General features: G+C 64.3%; 10 protein-coding genes and 1 pseudogene. 6 read left to right on the forward strand and 5 right to left on the reverse strand.

Going from position 1 to position 17,450, the window contains the following annotated elements:
• Positions 1-24 precede the first annotated feature (24 nt).
• The 3 genes and pseudogenes from LG661_RS01915 to LG661_RS01925 form a co-directional block, all read right to left on the reverse strand.
• A pseudogene (locus LG661_RS01915) lies at positions 25-1,094 on the reverse strand (NAD(P)-dependent alcohol dehydrogenase).
• 135 nt (positions 1,095-1,229) lie between these two features.
• Complete coding sequence (locus LG661_RS01920) at positions 1,230-5,519, reverse strand: translocation/assembly module TamB domain-containing protein (RefSeq protein ID WP_230530174.1); 4,290 nt, start codon at positions 5,517-5,519, stop codon at positions 1,230-1,232.
• Entirely contained in the window at positions 5,519-7,504 is a 1,986-nt protein-coding gene (locus LG661_RS01925; protein ID WP_230530175.1) for an autotransporter assembly complex protein TamA, read from the reverse strand. Before LG661_RS01925 ends, LG661_RS01920 begins: the two co-directional genes overlap by 1 nt.
• Positions 7,505-8,042: 538 nt before the next feature.
• On the opposite strand from LG661_RS01925, the gene LG661_RS01930 reads away from it, so the two are divergent.
• The 6 genes from LG661_RS01930 to LG661_RS01955 all read left to right on the forward strand — a co-directional run bounded on the left by LG661_RS01930 (position 8,043) and on the right by LG661_RS01955 (position 15,678).
• Positions 8,043-9,989: a PrkA family serine protein kinase gene (locus tag LG661_RS01930; RefSeq protein ID WP_230530176.1), complete on the forward strand. Its 1,947-nt coding sequence runs from the start codon at positions 8,043-8,045 to the stop codon at positions 9,987-9,989.
• A gap of 29 nt (positions 9,990-10,018) precedes the next feature.
• The gene (locus LG661_RS01935) at positions 10,019-11,323 is read left to right on the forward strand and encodes a YeaH/YhbH family protein (RefSeq protein ID WP_230530177.1); all 1,305 of its coding nucleotides are present in this window, start codon (positions 10,019-10,021) and stop codon (positions 11,321-11,323) included.
• Positions 11,320-12,864 (forward strand): SpoVR family protein, encoded by a 1,545-nt coding sequence (locus LG661_RS01940; RefSeq protein ID WP_230530178.1) that lies wholly within the window; start codon positions 11,320-11,322, stop codon positions 12,862-12,864. The genes LG661_RS01935 and LG661_RS01940 overlap by 4 nt, the downstream gene beginning before the upstream one ends.
• 97 nt (positions 12,865-12,961) lie before the next feature.
• Entirely contained in the window at positions 12,962-13,426 is a 465-nt protein-coding gene (locus tag LG661_RS01945; protein WP_230530179.1) for a hypothetical protein, read from the forward strand.
• 270 nt (positions 13,427-13,696) lie between these two features.
• Positions 13,697-14,653, forward strand: coding sequence for an MDR/zinc-dependent alcohol dehydrogenase-like family protein (locus tag LG661_RS01950; protein ID WP_230530328.1), 957 nt, complete (start codon positions 13,697-13,699; stop codon positions 14,651-14,653).
• Entirely contained in the window at positions 14,650-15,678 is a 1,029-nt protein-coding gene (locus tag LG661_RS01955; RefSeq protein ID WP_230530180.1) for a Gfo/Idh/MocA family protein, read from the forward strand. Before LG661_RS01950 ends, LG661_RS01955 begins: the two co-directional genes overlap by 4 nt.
• Positions 15,679-15,750: 72 nt before the next feature.
• Here the strand turns inward: LG661_RS01955 and LG661_RS01960 are convergent, their stop codons facing one another.
• Positions 15,751-16,683, reverse strand: coding sequence for a glycosyl hydrolase (locus LG661_RS01960; protein WP_230530181.1), 933 nt, complete (start codon positions 16,681-16,683; stop codon positions 15,751-15,753).
• Positions 16,680-17,450, reverse strand: coding sequence for a TIGR04290 family methyltransferase (locus LG661_RS01965; protein ID WP_230530182.1), 771 nt, complete (start codon positions 17,448-17,450; stop codon positions 16,680-16,682). Before LG661_RS01965 ends, LG661_RS01960 begins: the two co-directional genes overlap by 4 nt.

Below are 17,450 nucleotides of genomic sequence, written 5' to 3' on the forward strand. Positions count from 1 at the left end.
CACCCGAGGCTTCCACACTCTTCTTTAGGCTGCGGTTGCAGCGTCCTGCTTCAGCGAGGCCATGTCGATGACGAAGCGATATTTCACGTCGCTCTTGAGCATCCGCTCATAGGCCTCGTTGATCTGCTGGATCGGAATCATCTCGATCTCGGCCGTGATCCCGTGCTCGGCGCAGAAATTGAGCATCTCCTGCGTTTCCGCAATTCCGCCGATCAGCGAGCCGGCAATCTGGCGGCGCTTCATGATGAGGTTGAAAACCGTCGTTGCAGGATGAGGCTCGGCCGGAGCACCGACAAGAATCATGGCGCCGTCACGGGCAAGCAGAACGAGATAGGCATCGAGATCATGCGGGGCCGCGACGGTATCGAGAATGAAGTCGAAGCTGTTCCGATGCGCCGCCATGGCGTCGGGATCCCGTGAGACTACGACTTCATGGGCTCCCAGCGCCAGTGCATCCTCCCGCTTCTTGGGGGAGGTGGTGAACAGGATGACATGAGCGCCCATGGCCCGTGCGAGCTTGACCGCCATATGGCCGAGGCCGCCCAGGCCCACGACGCCGACCTTCTGGCCGGCTTTCACCCTCCAGCGGCACAGGGGCGAGTAGGTCGTGATCCCGGCGCAGAGGAGGGGAGCGGCAGCGGCCGGATCGAGACCGTCGGGGATGCGCAGCACGTAGCCTTCATCGACCACGACGATGTCGGAATACCCGCCATAGGTGTTGGCGCCCGTGCCCTGCTCGGGACCATTGTAGGTTCCGGTGAAGCCGTTCTCGCAATATTGTTCGAGGCCCTCGCGGCAGCTCGTGCAGTGGCGGCATGAATCGACCATGCAGCCGACGCCGACGAGGTCGCCCGTCTTGAACTTCTCACGCCTACGCCGACGGCAGTGGCGCGGCCGACGATCTCATGGCCCGGGAGGCATGGATAGTTCGTGCCGCCCCACTCGGCGTGCACCGTGTGCAGATCGGAGTGACAGACGCCGCAGTAGAGAATTTCAATTTGAACGTCGCGTTCGCCTGGATCCCGGCGGTCGAACTGGAACGGCGCAAGAGGGGTCGTCGCATCCTGGGCGGCATAGCCGAAAGCTTTGATCACGGGGATCTCCATTGTCCAGAGCGGGAGTGGGCGGGGTGCAGGATTCTGCAGCCTGCCTTGTGGCTCGTCTTAGGGCGACAGGAGCCATCGAACAGGCGTCAACGCAGCCGCAGGACCTTCGTTCGCCGCTGCAGCCTAGTACTCCCACTCTGCGCCAATGCCGACCCCCGTGTTCCCGCCCGCGCCGACTTCGCCCTGCACGCGGATGCGCCGGGTCACGTCGATATCGACGGAGACGCCGCTCTCTTCCGCTCTCGTGCCCGCCTTGACCCCGGCGCTGATGCGGTCGTTGATGGCCCTGGTGATGCCGACCGTCGGCCCGCCTTCCGCTCCCAGCGAGATATCGAGCCCCTCGACGCCGAGGGAGCGGCGAAGGTTCTCGAAAACGCCATTGCCGCCGCGGCCGGAGAACTGTGCGGCAACCTGGGCGAGCCGCAGCGCCTGTGTCGCTGACAACCCGCCCGAGGCCTTCGCGAAGAGAATTCGTGACAGCACCTCGTCCTGCGGCAGGTCGGGATCGGAGGAGAAGGTGAATTGCGGCTCCCGAGCCGATCCCGTTACACCGATCCTGGCCGTCACGTCTCCGGCGCGGGTCTCGGCCAGGAAGTCGAGTTCGGGAGTCAGATCTCCGGTGAAGGTCAGCCGCCCGCGGGTAAAGTTCAGGCGGGTGCCGGCGACATCCAGGCGTCCGCGCCGCAGTTCGAAGGCGCCGATGGCCACGGGATCCTGCAAGGTGCCGGTCAGGCGCAGGTCGCCTCCCAGCTCCGCATCGATTCCGCGCCCGCGCACGTAGATCCGGTTGGGTGCGGAGACGACCAGGTCGAGCGTGGCGTTGAAGGGCGGCTCGCGGTCTGCATTCGCCCTCCTTCTCGCTTCCATGGCGAGGCGCTTGGCGGCCGTTGGCGTCGGCCGGACATGCTTTGTGCCCGGGATCGGGCGCAGGGTGACCGGCAGTCGCTCCGGAATGCTGATATCCATCGAAAGGATCCGGACCTGCCCCGTGATCGTCGGGTTTCGCGCCAGGGGACCGGACAGGCTGAGAGCGAGATCCGCCGTCGTCGTGACGGTTTCGTTGGCGACGAGCTCTGCCCTCTGTCCCGTGATGCGGGTGTCGCCGGGAAAGCCGGCCGCCGGATCGATTCTCACCCGGCCGCTGGCCGACAGGGTACCGCCGCTGCGGGTCGCGGCCGTCAGCCGTTCGATGGTCAGGTCGGTCCCGTTCGCAACGATGCGCCCCTGGATGTTCTCCAGGCGAATGCCCTGCAGCACGTCCCGGTAACTGCCGCCGGACAGGGCAATCGATCCGTTCATGCGCGGCTCGGCAATGGTCCCGCCGACCCGCAGGTCGACGGCCGCCGTGCCGGAGACCTGCCGGCCGGCGGCCGAGAGGAAGGTGTTGGCAATGCTTAGATCGAGACGTCCCTGCGCGTTCAGGTCGAGATTGCCGCTCGCATCCAGCGGAGCCCGTCCGGTCACGCGCAAGGTGCCGGCCCGACCCGCGCTGAGCATCGCCTCAACCGTGGTTGCGCCGTCGCCGGTGAGGCGCCCCTGCGCCGTGATATCGACGGGCGGTATGCCGGTGTCCCGCGTCTGCGGAGCGACGAGATTCGCGATACGGACCTGCCATTCGCCGGTCGGGTTGCTGGCGGTCCCGCCGAGCTCCGCGCTGCCGTTCAGGGTTCCCGCCAGGCCCGTGCCGGGCACGATGATGTCCGCAGCCGAGAGAGGGACATCCTGCGCGGAAATGCGGAGGTCGAGCGCCTCCCCGACGCGACCGTCGATCCGGATCCTGCCCCGGTCGACGGCGACGGTCAGCTGGTCGAATGCGATGCCGTCGCCGAAGGTCAGGGTCGCCGGCTGCGAGAGGGCGATCCGGCGGTTGCCGCGGCGGGCGGTGAAGGATGCCAGTTCGAACCGCAGAGGCGTCTCGGGAACGAGGCGCCCGCTCGCATCCAGCGTGAAGCCGCGGGCGCGTGCCGAAAGAGTGATTGCGCTGGCGGAAGGCGAGCCCTCGGCGTTCAGCCTGATCTCGGAGAAGGTCTCGCCCGCAATCGTTGCCCTATCGATGGCGACAGTCGCATTGATGACGGGCCGGGTATAGACATTCTCGATGGAGACCTGCGCGTTCAGGCGCTGGAGGGATGCGTCGGCAATCCTGATCTGCGCTCCTTCCGCTTCGATCCGGACATCCTGCCGCCCGTCTGTGGCGCTGAGGACGATGTCGGTGGTGAGATCCCCGGAGAGACGGGTAAGCACCAGGGGCGAGAGGTCGTCGAGGTTGCGCGCATTGAGGCTCACGCGACCGGTCGCGAGATTGTCGGGGCCGAGCGTAACGTTGCCCTGGAGGGACACCGAACCGATGGTCACGTCGAGCGGGTCGAGGAGCCATCCGCCTTCCGAGCGCTGCTCGAGGTGGATCGTGCCCTCGGCAGGCTTGCCGTCGACCTCGCCGGAGAGGGTCGTGCGGATGTTGGGTTGTCCCATCAGGTCGCTGATCGTGGCGTCGAGCGCCAGGCGCGGAATCGGCCGGCCGAGCGCTGTCGCATCCCGAATGACGGCGCGGGCATTTGCATTGAGGCGGTCAAGGGTTCCGGTGAGCTGCGCCTCGATTTCGCCCGATCCCGTCAAACGCTCATCCGCCTGCCGGAGGTTGGGAATGTCGACTTCCGCATTCACGTCGACCTGCTCGGCCGTGGCGTCGCCGTTGATCCGGGCGGTGGCGTGGGCGCCGGCAAGGCGCAGGTCCTGGAAGCCGAAACCGCCATTCGGCAGGAGCCTTGCAACGCCTGAGAGGGTCAGCCGTCCGCCAATGAGATTATCGAGCGCCTCGATCCCGGTGGCGAAGCGGGTGGCCGTGCCGTCCAGCGTCGCGATCGTGGGACCTGTCGAGAGGAGGCCCTGGAGACCGGCATTCAGGTCCAGGGATCCGCGCAACTGCAGGGCGGCGACATCGCCGAAGCGAGAAAGGTTCGGGGCCTGTACAGTCAGTCTGCCGGTCGCATCCGGCGATCCGAGCCGACCGGAATAGGTGGCGTCAATGGTCGGCATCGACAGTCTCGCCGTCTCGATATCGGCGGTGCCTTCCGGTGTCGCGCTGCCGCGGAGCGTCAGGGTAAGGCGGTCACCGACCGCTTGGGCGAGAGCGGGATCCGCCAGGGAGACGGCGCTCGCCTGCGCATCGACCACGAGCGCAATGCGTGTTGCCGGATCGGAGAGCAACCCGTTCGGGTCCGCCGAGAAGGTCGCCTCCAGTTGCTCGAAGCGCCCGGCTGGCAGGTTCACGTCTGCAGCCTGCAGATCTCCGGAAATCCGCGGGCCCATCAGCGGGCCCGTGACCCTCCCGTCGAAGACAAGCCTGCCGATTTCGGCTCCGCCCGCCACCGTCCTGCCGTCTGTCGTGGGAACGGCGCGAGCGGAGACGGTGAGGTCCACGTTCTGCTCGGGCGACAGGCTGCCCAACGCTTCGAGGCGCGCGGTCTGCGAGGCCAGCGTCAGCTGGGAAATATTCACGGCCCCATCCTCCCCGACGGTGGTCTGGGCATCGAGCTGGGTCGTTCCGGCGAAAACCGGTGCGATGATGTCAGGCAGGAGCCCTTCGATGCGGGCATCGAGGTCGAGGCCGAGACGGCGGACATTGCCCTCGCGCTGCAGGCTGGCCTGTCCTGTCGCGCCGATATTGTCGCCCGCATCAAAAGCAAGCTGCGCGTCAAAATCGTCCAGCGTTCCGCTGCCGGACAGCTCAAGTTCGACGGGCGGTAGTCCGGGAATATTCGCGGCGCGCGCCAGGATGCCGCCTGCAGGCTCGTCGACGGTGAGCATCAGGCTGAGATTCTCGGATGCGTAGTTCAGCCTCGCGCTGAGCGTTCCGGGCGCATCGAGGCGGCGGGCGTCGAAGTTGAGAACAAGCCCCTCGGAGGGATTGCCCAGAGAGGCTGCGCCTGAGGCCGTCAGCTCCGCCGGAACGCCGAGGATGGGCTCCCCGAGAAGGAGCCTTTCCAGATTGAAGTCTTCGACCTGCACCTTCACCGGCAACTCGGGCAGGACCGGGTCTTCCGCGCCGGGCACGGGCTCCTCCGCAGGCACAGGCTGGCGGAGGATCTCGAGATTGCCGATCTCGAGCCGGTCGATTTCCAGTCGCCGCGAGAGCAGCGCTGTCCGCCGCCAGACGATGCGCGCCCGGTCGAGTCGCAGCCAGACGCCATTCCTGTCCGCAATCGTGACATCCCGGATCGTGGCATCGGACGACAGGGCACCCTCCACGGTGCCGATGGAGACGCGGGTCGTCGGAGTCGAGAGCACACGGGAGATGAGGGAGGCGAGAATCCCCTTGTCCTCCTCGGCGCTGTGCGTTCCCGGCGTGAAGGCGAACAGCAGCGCCCCCGCGAGGACAAGGGCGACCGGGATCAGGAGGAAACGGATTCTCATCAGAAGGCCTGTCCGATGCTCACATAGAGCGAGATGGGTCTGTCGCCCGGGCGCGGGTTGAGCGGCGTGGCGAGGTCAAGGCGGATCGGGCCGATGGCGGTGTAGTAGCGCAGGCCCAGTCCGGTCGAGACGCGAACCGTCTTGTCGAAATCGGGATAGCTCGACTCGAAGGCCCCGCCTGCATCGATGAAGGGCACGATGCCGATGGTGTCCGTGATCTTGATGCGGGCTTCCAGAGAAGCTTCCAGAAGGCTGCGCCCGCCGACCACCTGGCCGAAGGGGCCGAGCGGGGCGAGGCTCCGATAGCGGAAGCCGCGGACCGAACCGCCGCCGCCGGCGAAGAAGCGGAAGTTGGAAGGGATCTCGTCGAGATCGGCGCCGATGATCGAGCCGAGGCCCACCCGGCCTGCTAGGATGTAGCGTGTATCCTCGTCCAGGGCGTAATAGGCTGAAGCATCGGCCCGGGCCACTACCATGCCCACCGTCGAGCCTAGGAAAGTCGGGTAGGGTGAGACCGAGGCGTTGATGCGCATGCCCTCTGTCGGATCGAGCGGCCGGTCGGTCGAATCGTAGGTGAGCGAGGCGGGCGTGCCGACCACGAGATAATCGATCTGCCCGAGCACATCGCTGGTCTGGCCCTTCTGGACCTGGACTCCCCCCTGCACGGAGAAGGAATGGCTGAAACGGTGCCGGAGGAAGGCCGTACCGTCGATGAGGCGGCTCGTGTAGCCGCCATAGCGGTCGCCGCCTGTCCTGTTCCTTTCGACGAGACCGTCGAGGAGAAGATCGTTGCGGCTGCCTCCGAGCGCCGGCTTCAGGAAACTCGTCCTGAACCGCCCACCGAGATCGGAGCGCTCGAAATCGTCGATCCCTTCGATGCGGGTGCCGTCATTGCGCGGCGCGAGGAAGACGTCCGCTTCCAGGCGCAGCCGCTCGGCCCCGCCGAAGAGGTTGCGGTGTTCCCAATAGCCGCGGACGGCGGGTCCGTCGGTGGTGGAGTATCGGGCCGAGAACCCGACGACCCGCGGCAGGCGCTCCGTTACCTCGATGAAGATCGGCAATCGGCCCTGCGCGTCGAGCGTCTCGGCCTCCCGGATGCGGACGGAACTCAGCGCCTGCAGGGTCGCAACGGATTTGCGGGTCTCGGCGAGGGCCTCCGGCGAATAGGGATCGCCCGGCTCGAGATAGATGAAGGAGCGCACCACGGCGGGATCGACGTTCTCGGTCCCTGTCACCGTGATCGGGCCGGTGGGGGCCACAGGGCCGGGATCGAGCGAATAGGACACATCCATGACCCGGATCGGATGATAGACGACCGGGTCGATGGAGACGGTCCTCGCCAGAGGACGCGACTGAGCGCGGAAGTAATCGATCATCCGCGCCTGTGCCGCCCGCAATTCTGCTGCCTGCGCCGGATCGCCGGGCTCGAGCTTCACCACCCGCGGCGGCAGTTCCTGGAGCGAGAAGGGCCTGCGGGTGCGGGCATCCTCGACCTGAATGGAGCGCAGCCGGAACAGCGTGCCGGGGTTGACCCGCACCTGGATCGGCACGAGCGCCCTTGCGCGATAGGCTTCCGCCGCGCGGATTGCGGCGGCCGGATCTCCGTCGACCGGCAGAACCGCGCCGCCGATGACGAAATCGAGAACTGCGTTATAATAGCCCAAGCCCCACAGGGCATCGACGAGGGGCGCGAAATCGGATTGGGCCCGGCGCACGAGGGACTCGGCGTCGGCAGGCGCATCGCTGCGCAATCTGTACAGGCTCGATGCATTCTCCAGCGCGTCCTCGATATCGTCGTCCTCGCCGACAATCGCGAAATCAAGCTGATAAGGCAGCGCCGCGGGAGACGGCGGCGGCGGATTATCCCTGGAGCCGAACAGGCCGAAGAAGTCGAAGGATTGCGCATGACCGCTCCCCATCGCTGCCGGCGAAGCGAGCAGACAGGCGGAGAGAAGGACAAGGTTGCGCCATGGCCATGACTTCATTCGGTACTCCAGGCGGTGCAGACGAAGGCATCAATGCGGAAAATTTGTGATTGTGGCGACCGCCGTCGGCGTCAAGGGTTAATTCTACATCAAGGGTTAATTCTACATAGGGCGCTGTGTGGAGACGGCCCAATGACAGCATGAAGGGTGGCGTGCAATGCCGCAACGGACTTTTCGGATGATTTGGCACAACGCGGCGCGGAGTGCCAGCTCCGCATCACATCCGCGCCGCCCGCAGACATCTCCAGATATGAACCAGCCGGCCTGAAGCAGCGCACAAGAATTCAACGTTCCGTGACCAACATTAACTTGCGGTCGGGGCATTAATCCGCGAGGCTGATGGTGGAACGGTGGACTGGCTTCAGGCCGCACAGGCCTTGCAGAAGAAAAATGAGCCTCCCGCCGACCGGGTTCTCTCCACAGAAAGAGGGACATTCAGCAACGAGTCATTTGCCGCATCACAGTATCGCAAGGATGGGGGCAACCTTAGCGGTGCAGAATCGTTATCTCTGACAAGGGATCTGAATTCGGTGGCGCCATGCTTCATTCCGACGACCTGTTCTCGAGTTATCTGAAGTCCTATGAGACCCGTCGCGAGACGGAGATGTCCCTGGCGGAATACCTGGAAGGGTGCCGCGACAATCCCATGATGTTTGCGAGCGCTCCGGAGCGCATCCTGGCGGCGATCGGCGAGCCTGAGCTCGTGGATACGTCCAAGGACGCGCGCCTCGGACGCATCTTCATGAACCGCACGATCCGCGTCTATCCTGCCTTCTCCGAGTTCTACGGCATGGAAGAGACGATCGAGATGATCGTGAGCTTCTTCCGCCACGCCGCTCAGGGCCTGGAGGAACGCAAGCAGATTCTGTACCTCCTCGGCCCGGTCGGCGGCGGCAAATCCTCGCTCGCCGAGCGGCTGAAAGCCCTGATGGAGGTTCATCCCGTCTATGTGCTCAAGGCCGGCGACGAGATCAGCCCGGTCTTCGAGAGCCCCCTCGGCCTCTTCGATCCGGAGCAGATGGGGCCGATGCTGGAGGAGCGCTACGGCATTCCCCGGCGGCGATTAACCAACCTGCTGAGCCCCTGGGCGATCAAGCGGCTCGATGAGTTTCGCGGCGACATTTCCAAGTTCCGGGTCATCAAGATCAACCCGTCGCGCCTGCGCCAGATCGCAATCGCGAAGACGGAGCCCGGCGACGAGAACAACCAGGATATTTCATCCCTCGTCGGCAAGGTCGATATCCGCAAGCTGGAGACGCTCTCCCAGGCCGATCCGGATGCCTACAGCTATTCGGGCGGGCTCAACCGGGCGAACCAGGGCATTCTCGAATTCGTCGAGATGTTCAAGGCGCCGATCAAGATGCTGCATCCGCTGCTGACGGCAACGCAGGAGGGGAATTATGTCGGGACCGAGAATATCGGCTCCATTCCCTTCTCCGGCATCATTCTGGCGCACTCGAACGAGGCCGAGTGGCAGAGCTTCCGCTCGAACAAGAACAACGAGGCCTTCATCGACCGCATCTACGTGATCAAGGTGCCCTACTGCCTGCGGGCGACGGAGGAGCAGAGGATCTACGATAAGCTGATCCGCAGCTCCGAACTCGCCGGCGCACCCTGTGCGCCCGCTACGCTGGAAATGCTGGCCCGGTTCTCGGTTCTCTCGCGCCTTCGCGCCCACGAAAATTCGAATTTCTATTCGAAGATGCGTGTCTATGACGGCGAGAGCCTGCGCGAAGTCGACCCCCGCGCCAGGAGCATGCAGGAATACAAGGATGCGGCAGGCGTCGACGAGGGCATGGACGGGATCTCCACCCGCTTCGCCTTCAAGGTCCTAGCCGCCACCTTCAACCACGACACCATCGAGGTCGCGGCCGATCCGGTTCACCTCATGTACGTCCTCGAGCAGTCCCTGCGCCGCGAGCAGCTGCCCGTGGACGTGGAGAGGCGCTACATCGAGTTCATCAAGGCCGAGCTTGCACCGCGCTATGCCGACTTCATCGGTCATGAGATCCAGAAGGCCTATCTCGAATCCTACCACGATTACGGCCAGAATCTCTTCGACCGTTACGTCGCCTATGCGGATGCCTGGATCGAGGACCAGGACTTCAAGGATCCCGATACAGGCCAGCTTCTCAACCGGGAGCTCTTGAACCAGGAATTGACCAAGATCGAGAAGCCGGCGGGCATCGCGAACCCGAAGGACTTCCGCAACGAGGTGGTCAAATTCTCGCTCCGGGCACGGGCCGGCAACAATGGCCGCAATCCTTCCTGGACGAGCTACGAGAAAATCCGCGAAGTCATCGAGCGCCGGATGTTCTCCCAGGTGGAGGAACTCCTTCCGGTCATCAGCTTTGGTTCCAAGAAGGACAGCGACACCGAGAAGAAGCATGGCGAGTTCGTGGAGCGTATGATGGAACGGGGCTACACCGAGCGCCAGGTCCGGCGCCTGGTGGAGTGGTACATGCGCGTCAAACAGGCGGGCTGACAGAACACGGAGGCAGGGTAGGCGTTCAGATGCACATTATCGACAGACGCCTCAACCCAGGGGGCAAGAGCCTGGCCAATCGCCAGCGCTTCCTTCGCCGTGCCAAGGCGCAGATCCAGCGGGCCGTGCGTCACAGTGCGGGGGACCGGGGCATCAGCGATGTCGAAAGGGGAGGGGAAGTCTCCATCCCGATCGACGGCGTGCGCGAGCCCAGCTTCCGTCGCTCGGGCGAGGGAGGGATGCAGGATCACATCCTCCCGGGCAACAAGCGCTTCGTCGAGGGCGACGCTATCGAGAGACCGCCCGGCGGCGGCGGCGGACAGCCCTCCGCCGGCAATGACGGAGAGGGGGAGGACGATTTCCGTTTCGTCCTGACCCGAGAGGAATTCCTCGACCTCTTCCTCGACGATCTCGAACTGCCCGATCTTGCCAAGCGCCGGCTCGCCACCACGGAGGCCGCAGGCCTGAGGCGGGCCGGCTACTCCGTGGCAGGATCGCCGGTCAATCTCGCCCTGCTGCGTTCCATGCGGAACGCTATGTCCCGGCGCATCGCCCTGCGGCGGCCCCGGCCCGCGGAATTGCTACGCCTCCAGGAAGAGATCGCTCTCCTGGAAAAGGAGGACGAGACCTCGGAGCGCCTGACGGAGCTGCGGCTCGAACTGGAAAGGCTGCAGCAGCGGACCAAGCGCCTGCCCTATATCGATCCCATCGATTTGCGCTACCGCCGCTTCGAGCCTGTCACCCGGCCGGTCGCCCAGGCGGTGATGTTCTGCCTCATGGATGTCTCGGGCTCCATGACGGAGCACATGAAGGATCTGGCCAAGCGTTTCTTCATGCTGCTCTACATCTTCCTGACCCGGCGCTACAAGCATGTGGAGGTCGTCTTCATCCGCCACACCCATGAGGCAAAGGAGGTGGATGAGGAGACCTTCTTCCACAGCCCGGAGACTGGCGGCACGGTCGTCTCGTCGGCCTTGCGGGAGATGCAGAAGATCGTGGCCGAACGCTATCCGCCGGAAAGCTGGAACATCTACGCGGCCCAAGCTTCCGACGGTGACAACTCGCCGAACGACGGGAGCACGAGCGCCGCCCTGCTGAGGGAGAATATCCTGCCGGTCTGCCAGTACTATGCCTATCTCGAGGTCGGGAGCGACAACGACCGGCTGCAGACGGGTTTCCTCAATCACAAGACGGCCCTGTGGCAGACCTATGAGTCGCTGCATGATGAGGGCGCGAACATCGCCATGCGCAAGGTCAATCATCGCCGCGAAATCTACCCGGTCTTCCGCGAACTCTTCCGCAAGCGCGAAGCCGAAGCAGGGGCGCGCCCATGACCCTCGTCGAGAATGATACCCTTCTCTTCCGCGGAGCCGACTGGGATTTCAGCACGATCCAGCGCATCCACGATGCGGTCGAGGAGATCGCCAGGAAGGAACTCGGCCTGGACGTCTATCCCAACCAGATCGAGGTGATCACCGCCGAGCAGATGCTCGACGCCTATGCCTCGATCGGCATGCCGCTCTTCTACAAGCACTGGTCCTTCGGCAAGCGCTTCGCCACCCATGAGGCCGGCTACCGCCAGGGCTTGATGGGGCTCGCCTACGAGATCGTCATCAACTCGAACCCGTGCATCTCCTACATCATGGAGGAGAACACGGCCACGATGCAGACCCTCGTGATCGCGCACGCCGCCTTCGGCCACAATCACTTCTTCAAGAACAATTATCTCTTCAAGGAATGGACGGACGCGGACGGCATCCTGGACTATCTCGAATTCGCGAAGGGCTATATTGCCCGTTGTGAGGAGCGCTATGGGCACACCGCAGTCGAGCGTGTGCTCGACGCCGCCCATGCGCTGATGTCTCACGGCGTCCATCGCTATCCGCGCAAGAAGCGGCCGGACCTGCGCTCCGAGGAGCGGCGCGAGGAGGAGCGCCACCGCCATCAGGAGCAGACCTATAACGATCTGTGGCGCACTGTGCCCGGAAAGGAAGCCGGTGTGAAGACCGAGGCGAGCGACGACCTGCGCCGGGCGCTCCTGGAATTGCCGCAGGAGAATATCCTCTATTTTCTCGAAAAATCCGCCCCGCGGCTCCAGCCTTGGCAGCGGGAGATCCTGCGCATCGTCCGCCAGATCGCGCAGTATTTCTATCCGCAGCGGCAGACCAAAGTGATGAACGAGGGCTGCGCCACCTATTGCCATTACCGGATCATGAGCCGTCTGCACGAAACCGGGCAGATCAGCGACGGATCCTTCCTCGAATTCCTGCAGTCCCATACCAACGTAACCCGGCAGCCCGAATTCGACGATCAGCACTACGGCGGCATCAATCCTTATGCACTTGGCTTCGGCATGATGCAGGACATCGAGCGCATCTGCACGCAGCCGACCACCGAGGATCGCGAGTGGTTCCCGGATATCGCAGGCACGGGCAATGCCATGGCGGTGCTGCGCGAGGTATGGACCAATTATCGGGACGAGAGCTTCATCTCGCAGTTCCTCAGTCCCACTCTCATGCGGCAGTGGCGCATGTTCCACATCGTGGACGATCCGGACCAGCCCGAGCTCTGGGTCGAGGCCATCCACGACGAGCGCGGCTACCGCAGGCTTCGCCGCTCGCTCTCGCGTCAGTACGATGTGGGCTGGACCGATCCGAACATTCAGGTGATCGACGTGGACCTCGCAGGTGACAGGCGCCTCGTCCTGCACCATCACGTTCTCAACCGCACCCTGCTGCACAAGGACGATGCAAGGCGTGTCCTGCAGATGGTCGCTAATCTCTGGGGCTACGACGTCGTTCTGAAGGAGGTCGATCAGGCGACCGGAGCGATCTTCCAGGAGCATGTTGCTCATGCTCACGAAACTCTCTTCTGACGAGCCGCTTTGACGCAAAAAAGCCTGCGACTCATCAGATCATGGTTCATCCAGAGTTCGGTCCTGCAAAGGCTGGCTCCCAATCTGGAGGTTACCTATGGAACACAAGCCTGTAGAGAAGCTTCGTAGCGTCGCAGAAGTGCATGAGTTCAAGCAAGGTTTCCTGTCCCGCCGCGAGCGCCTCGAGCGCTGGGCCGAATTGTTGGAACGCCAGCCTAAAAGGCGTCTGAGGTCGCTCGGCGAGATCGAGTTCGTGCCGGAGGACAAGCAGCCGGAATTGCGGTCTGACGATTCCCCGCTCACGGTTGCTTTCGAGGATCCGGTCCTGAGGGCCGCAGGCCTTAAGAGCGATAAGCTCGGGGATGCCATGGAGTTCTTCGATCTCTCCGACCGGGCCGTGCATCGTCTCCTCTGCTCCTGCATGAATGGCTGGAGCATGGAGGCAGGCTCCACGGCGCGAAAGGTCCGCCGCCTGGCTAACCCCGACCACACCCGCCTGCTACTCCTCACGTCTGCCGGCCTGCTCACTGCGGCGCCTGCGGCGCTCTACCTGCTAGGCTAGTAGCTTCATCGACACGGGCCCTCCTTCCTGAAGCGGAGGGAGGGCTCGCCTCGCGTGCGTCTGTCGGCATCCCTCCGCCGGGTGCGCCGTACATCTGTGTCCCCGAGCCATACGGCCAAGCCTTGAACTCACCTGTCCCGTCTCTAATTGCACCGGCACCATGGTGGAGTGAGACCTGTGGACGATTTGAGTAAAAACGATTTCGCCTCTGCCGAAGCGACGCGCCGGGAGGCCGACGCGAAGAGCGAGCCTCGGGCCGCTGCAAGGACGATGCGGGCGGCGGTGGTCACAGGACCAGGGCAGATCGCGGTGAGTGAGGTGGCTCTGCCGGAGCCCGAGCCCGGACAGGTGCGGATCCGGCTCGAAGGCTGCGGGGTCTGTGCTTCTAATCTGACGCCCTGGGCCGGCCCTGAATGGATGCAGTACCCGACAGAGCCCGGCGGTCTCGGTCACGAGGGCTGGGGCATCATCGACGCGCTTGGCGCGAATGTCGAAGGGCTCGCCATTGGCGAGCGGGTCGCGGCGCTCTCCTACAAGTCCTATGCGGAATACGATGTCGCCGACGCCGACAAGGTCGTACGCCTGCCGGACGCATTGGCGGGGCACCCCTTTCCCGGCGAGCCGCTGGGCTGCGCCATGAACATCTTCCGACGCAGCGAGATCGAGGCTGGACAGGCCGTCGCCATCGTCGGCATCGGCTTTCTCGGTGCAATCCTGACACGGCTCGCATCCGATGCGGGCGCACGGGTGATCGCCATCTCGCGGCGGCCTTTCTCGCTCGACCTCGCAAGGCGCATGGGCGCTGCCGAGACCATCCCCATGGACGATCACTATGCCATCATCGAGCGCGTGAAGGAGCTGACCGACGGTTCATTCTGCGATCGGGTGATCGAAGCGGTCGGCAAGCAATGGCCTCTGGACCTCTCCGCAGAGCTCACCCGGGAGCGGGGCAAGCTGATCGTCGCCGGTTATCACCAGGACGGGCCGCGACAGGTCAATATGTGGCTCTGGAACTGGCGCGGACTGGACGTCATCAATGCGCATGAGCGCGACTCGAAGATTTATGTCGACGGCATCCGCGAGGCTATCGATGCCGTCGCATCCGGCCGTCTCGATCCCGGCCCTCTCTATTCGCATGTATACCCGCTCGACCGGCTCGACGAGGCGCTCGACGCCACCCGCGACAAGCCGGACGGCTTCGTGAAGGCACTGGTGACATTCTCATGACCCAACAGGCTCTGCTTCAGCCGACGCCGGAGACGTCGCTTGCCCGCCTGCGCCTGGGCTTTCTCGGTGTCGGATGGATCGGCCGCCATCGCATGCAGGCCATCCTCGGCACCGGCGCCATCGATGTCGCGGCCATCGCCGATGCTTCGCCTGAAATGGCTGCGGAGGCAAAGCAACTCGCGCCGGATGCGGAACTCGTCTCCACCCTCGACGACATTCTCGGTCTCGGCGTCGATGGCGTAGTGATCGCAACGCCCAGCGCCATGCATGCGGAGCAATCGATCCAGGCGCTGGAACGCGGCGCCGCCGTGTTCTGCCAGAAGCCGCTGGGGCGGACGACAGCGGAAGTGCAGGCGGTGGTGGATGCAGCGCGCGCCGCGGACCGTCTGCTTGGGGTCGATCTCTCCTACCGCTTCACGGAAGGCATGCGCCGGATCCGTGAGATCATTGCTTCCGGCGAGCTCGGGAGCATCTACGCGGTCGATCTTGTCTTCCATAATGCCTATGGGCCGGACAAGCCGTGGTTCTACGATCCTGCGCTCTCGGGCGGCGGCTGCGTCATGGATCTCGGTGTCCATCTCGTGGACTTGGCTCTCTGGACCCTTGGCCACCCGGGCATCGCGAAGGTCTCCGGCACGCTCTTCGCAGGCGGCGAACCGCTGAAGGACAGCGCCGCTCAGGTCGAGGATTACGCCGTCGCGACCGTGGGCCTGGAGACGGGAGCTGTCGTGCAGCTCGCCTGCTCCTGGCGGCTGCAGGCCGGATGCGATGCAATGATCTCCGCGGCCTTCTACGGCACTCAAGGCGGTGCGGCCCTGCGCAATGTGAACGGGTCTTTCTATGACTTCACTGCCGACCGCTACCGCGGCACTGCGCGGGAGACCCTCGCTTCGCCGCCCGACGAATGGGGTGGACGCGCGGCTGCGGACTGGGCGATGCGGCTTGCCGCAGGAGAGCGCTTCGATCCCGCAGCCGAGCGGCTGGTGGATGTGGCCCGAGTTTTGGACCGGATCTACGGCCGCTGAAGGGGTGAAAGGCATGAGAAAGGCGGCGGGGCTACAATGGCTCCGCCGCCTTTCTCATGAACTGCGGGCCGCTCAGGCGAGGGCTTCGAGCAGCTTTCCCTGCTGGGTGGTCGCGCCGAGGCTGGCATAGCGGCGGATCATGCTGGCGCAGAACTCCGCGAACTCCTCCTTGACCTGAGGAGCGCTGGTGTGATGCGGCGCGATCCCGCGATGTTCCGGCGTGAAGCAGAAGGTCACCGTCACGTCGAAATCGGCCAGCGCCTCCATCTGCCGGTCGAACCAGTCGAGGGCGTTCGGACGGAAGCTGTCGGCCCAGGAGAGGCCCGTTCGCAAGTGCTTGACGCCGAGACGCTTCATCCAGGCGACCGCCTCGTCCAGGCGGTGATCCTCGAAGTGGAACCACTGGCACAGGCCCATCTGCGAGGCATGCTTCGCATATTCCTCAAGCGCAGGCTTCGGCGAGCCATCCTCGCGCAGCAGACCCATGTAGAAATGGCGGTAATAGGATGATCCTTCCGCCTCCCGGTGACGGGTCGTGGCGCCCCAGGCGCGGGGTAGGTCGTAGAGCGAATACCAGTGGATGCGCGGCACTTCGCCGATCAGAAGTTCAGCCGTGCGGTTCAGGCCCCAGACCTGGACTTCCTCCGCCCCGAAGGTCGAGATGCCGACCTCCGTCACCCAGATCGGCTTGTCCGTGACCGCGCGGATCTCGTTGATCTTCGCGGGCCATTCGTGGATCTGCCACAGGTTCCAGTCGAGGGGAAAGCCATGGACCGCCACCACGTCCACATGATCGAGCACGCCTTGTCCGGCGAGGTTCTGGATATAGCCGGGGTCGATGGGCGAGATGCCGCCGAGCACGCGGGTGAGGCTGGGATTCTCGGCCTTGATCGCCTGGCCTGCGGCAATCGCCATCTCGGAAAAGAGCCTCCATTCCGGATCGATCTCCGGATCCCAGTGGGACTTGTTGTTGGGCTCGTTCCAGATCATTGCGGCTTCAATCATGCAGTTCTCCCTTGAGCCGGATAGACGGCCTCCGCTCCAGGCGGAGCCTCGATACGACGGCAGATGTAAACCTCGGTTTCGGGGTGCTGGAGGATCTCGAACCCGGCGCTGCGGAGCATGGCCTCCACGCAGGCGGAGTTCGGCGCCCACCAGTTCGTCGGATCGTCGGCGTAGCGATGCTCGATGAAGTGCATCTTCGGATAGCGCGGATCGTCAAAGTGCTCCGTCTCCCAGAAGGTATAATCCTTCTCGACCGGCATCGTCTCGGTCGCGCCGCGCTGCATGGACTGGAAGATGAGGAGATCCTTCGCGACGTGCTCATGGATGAGGTCGAGCGCGAGGAGGGGGTGACGCAGGTGATAGAGAACCCCCATGAAGATGACCACGTCGAACCGTTCGCCCAGCGCACCGAGGTCGTAGACCGACAGCTTGCGGAACTCGATGTCATGGCCTGTCGTCTGCGCCGCGAAACGGGCTTGGGCGAGATAGGTGTCGTCGAAATCGACGCCGAGCACGCGGCTCGCGCCGCGCTTCTTCATCTCGATGGAATAGAACCCGGCATTGCAGCCGATATCCAGCACCGTCTTGCCCGTCAGGTCCTGCGGGATCGCATCCGCGAACCGCTGCCACTTGACTGCAGGATAGTTACCGAGGAAGTGGTCGGGAGCCGTCCAGACGCCATTGAGCTCGATATTGTGAAACCACGTGCCGAGCGCTTCGGCTCGCTTTCGGATCTCCTCCGCGGATGTGGGGTCCATGGCATTCAT

It is taken from the genome of Microvirga roseola, assembly GCF_020866965.1.
GTDB classification, from domain to species: domain Bacteria; phylum Pseudomonadota; class Alphaproteobacteria; order Rhizobiales; family Beijerinckiaceae; genus Microvirga; species Microvirga roseola.

Coding starts and splice junctions, on each gene's coding strand:
- LG661_RS01930 (WP_230530176.1), top strand. CDS start 8,043: ATGCTTCATTCCGACGACCTGTTCTCGAGTTATCTGAAGTCCTATGAG.
- LG661_RS01960 (WP_230530181.1), bottom strand. CDS start 16,683: ATGATTGAAGCCGCAATGATCTGGAACGAGCCCAACAACAAGTCCCAC.
- LG661_RS01955 (WP_230530180.1), top strand. CDS start 14,650: ATGACCCAACAGGCTCTGCTTCAGCCGACGCCGGAGACGTCGCTTGCC.
- LG661_RS01935 (WP_230530177.1), top strand. CDS start 10,019: ATGCACATTATCGACAGACGCCTCAACCCAGGGGGCAAGAGCCTGGCC.
- LG661_RS01940 (WP_230530178.1), top strand. CDS start 11,320: ATGACCCTCGTCGAGAATGATACCCTTCTCTTCCGCGGAGCCGACTGG.
- LG661_RS01965 (WP_230530182.1), bottom strand. CDS start 17,450: ATGAATGCCATGGACCCCACATCCGCGGAGGAGATCCGAAAGCGAGCC.
- LG661_RS01945 (WP_230530179.1), top strand. CDS start 12,962: ATGGAACACAAGCCTGTAGAGAAGCTTCGTAGCGTCGCAGAAGTGCAT.
- LG661_RS01920 (WP_230530174.1), bottom strand. CDS start 5,519: ATGAGAATCCGTTTCCTCCTGATCCCGGTCGCCCTTGTCCTCGCGGGG.
- LG661_RS01925 (WP_230530175.1), bottom strand. CDS start 7,504: ATGAAGTCATGGCCATGGCGCAACCTTGTCCTTCTCTCCGCCTGTCTG.
- LG661_RS01950 (WP_230530328.1), top strand. CDS start 13,697: ATGCGGGCGGCGGTGGTCACAGGACCAGGGCAGATCGCGGTGAGTGAG.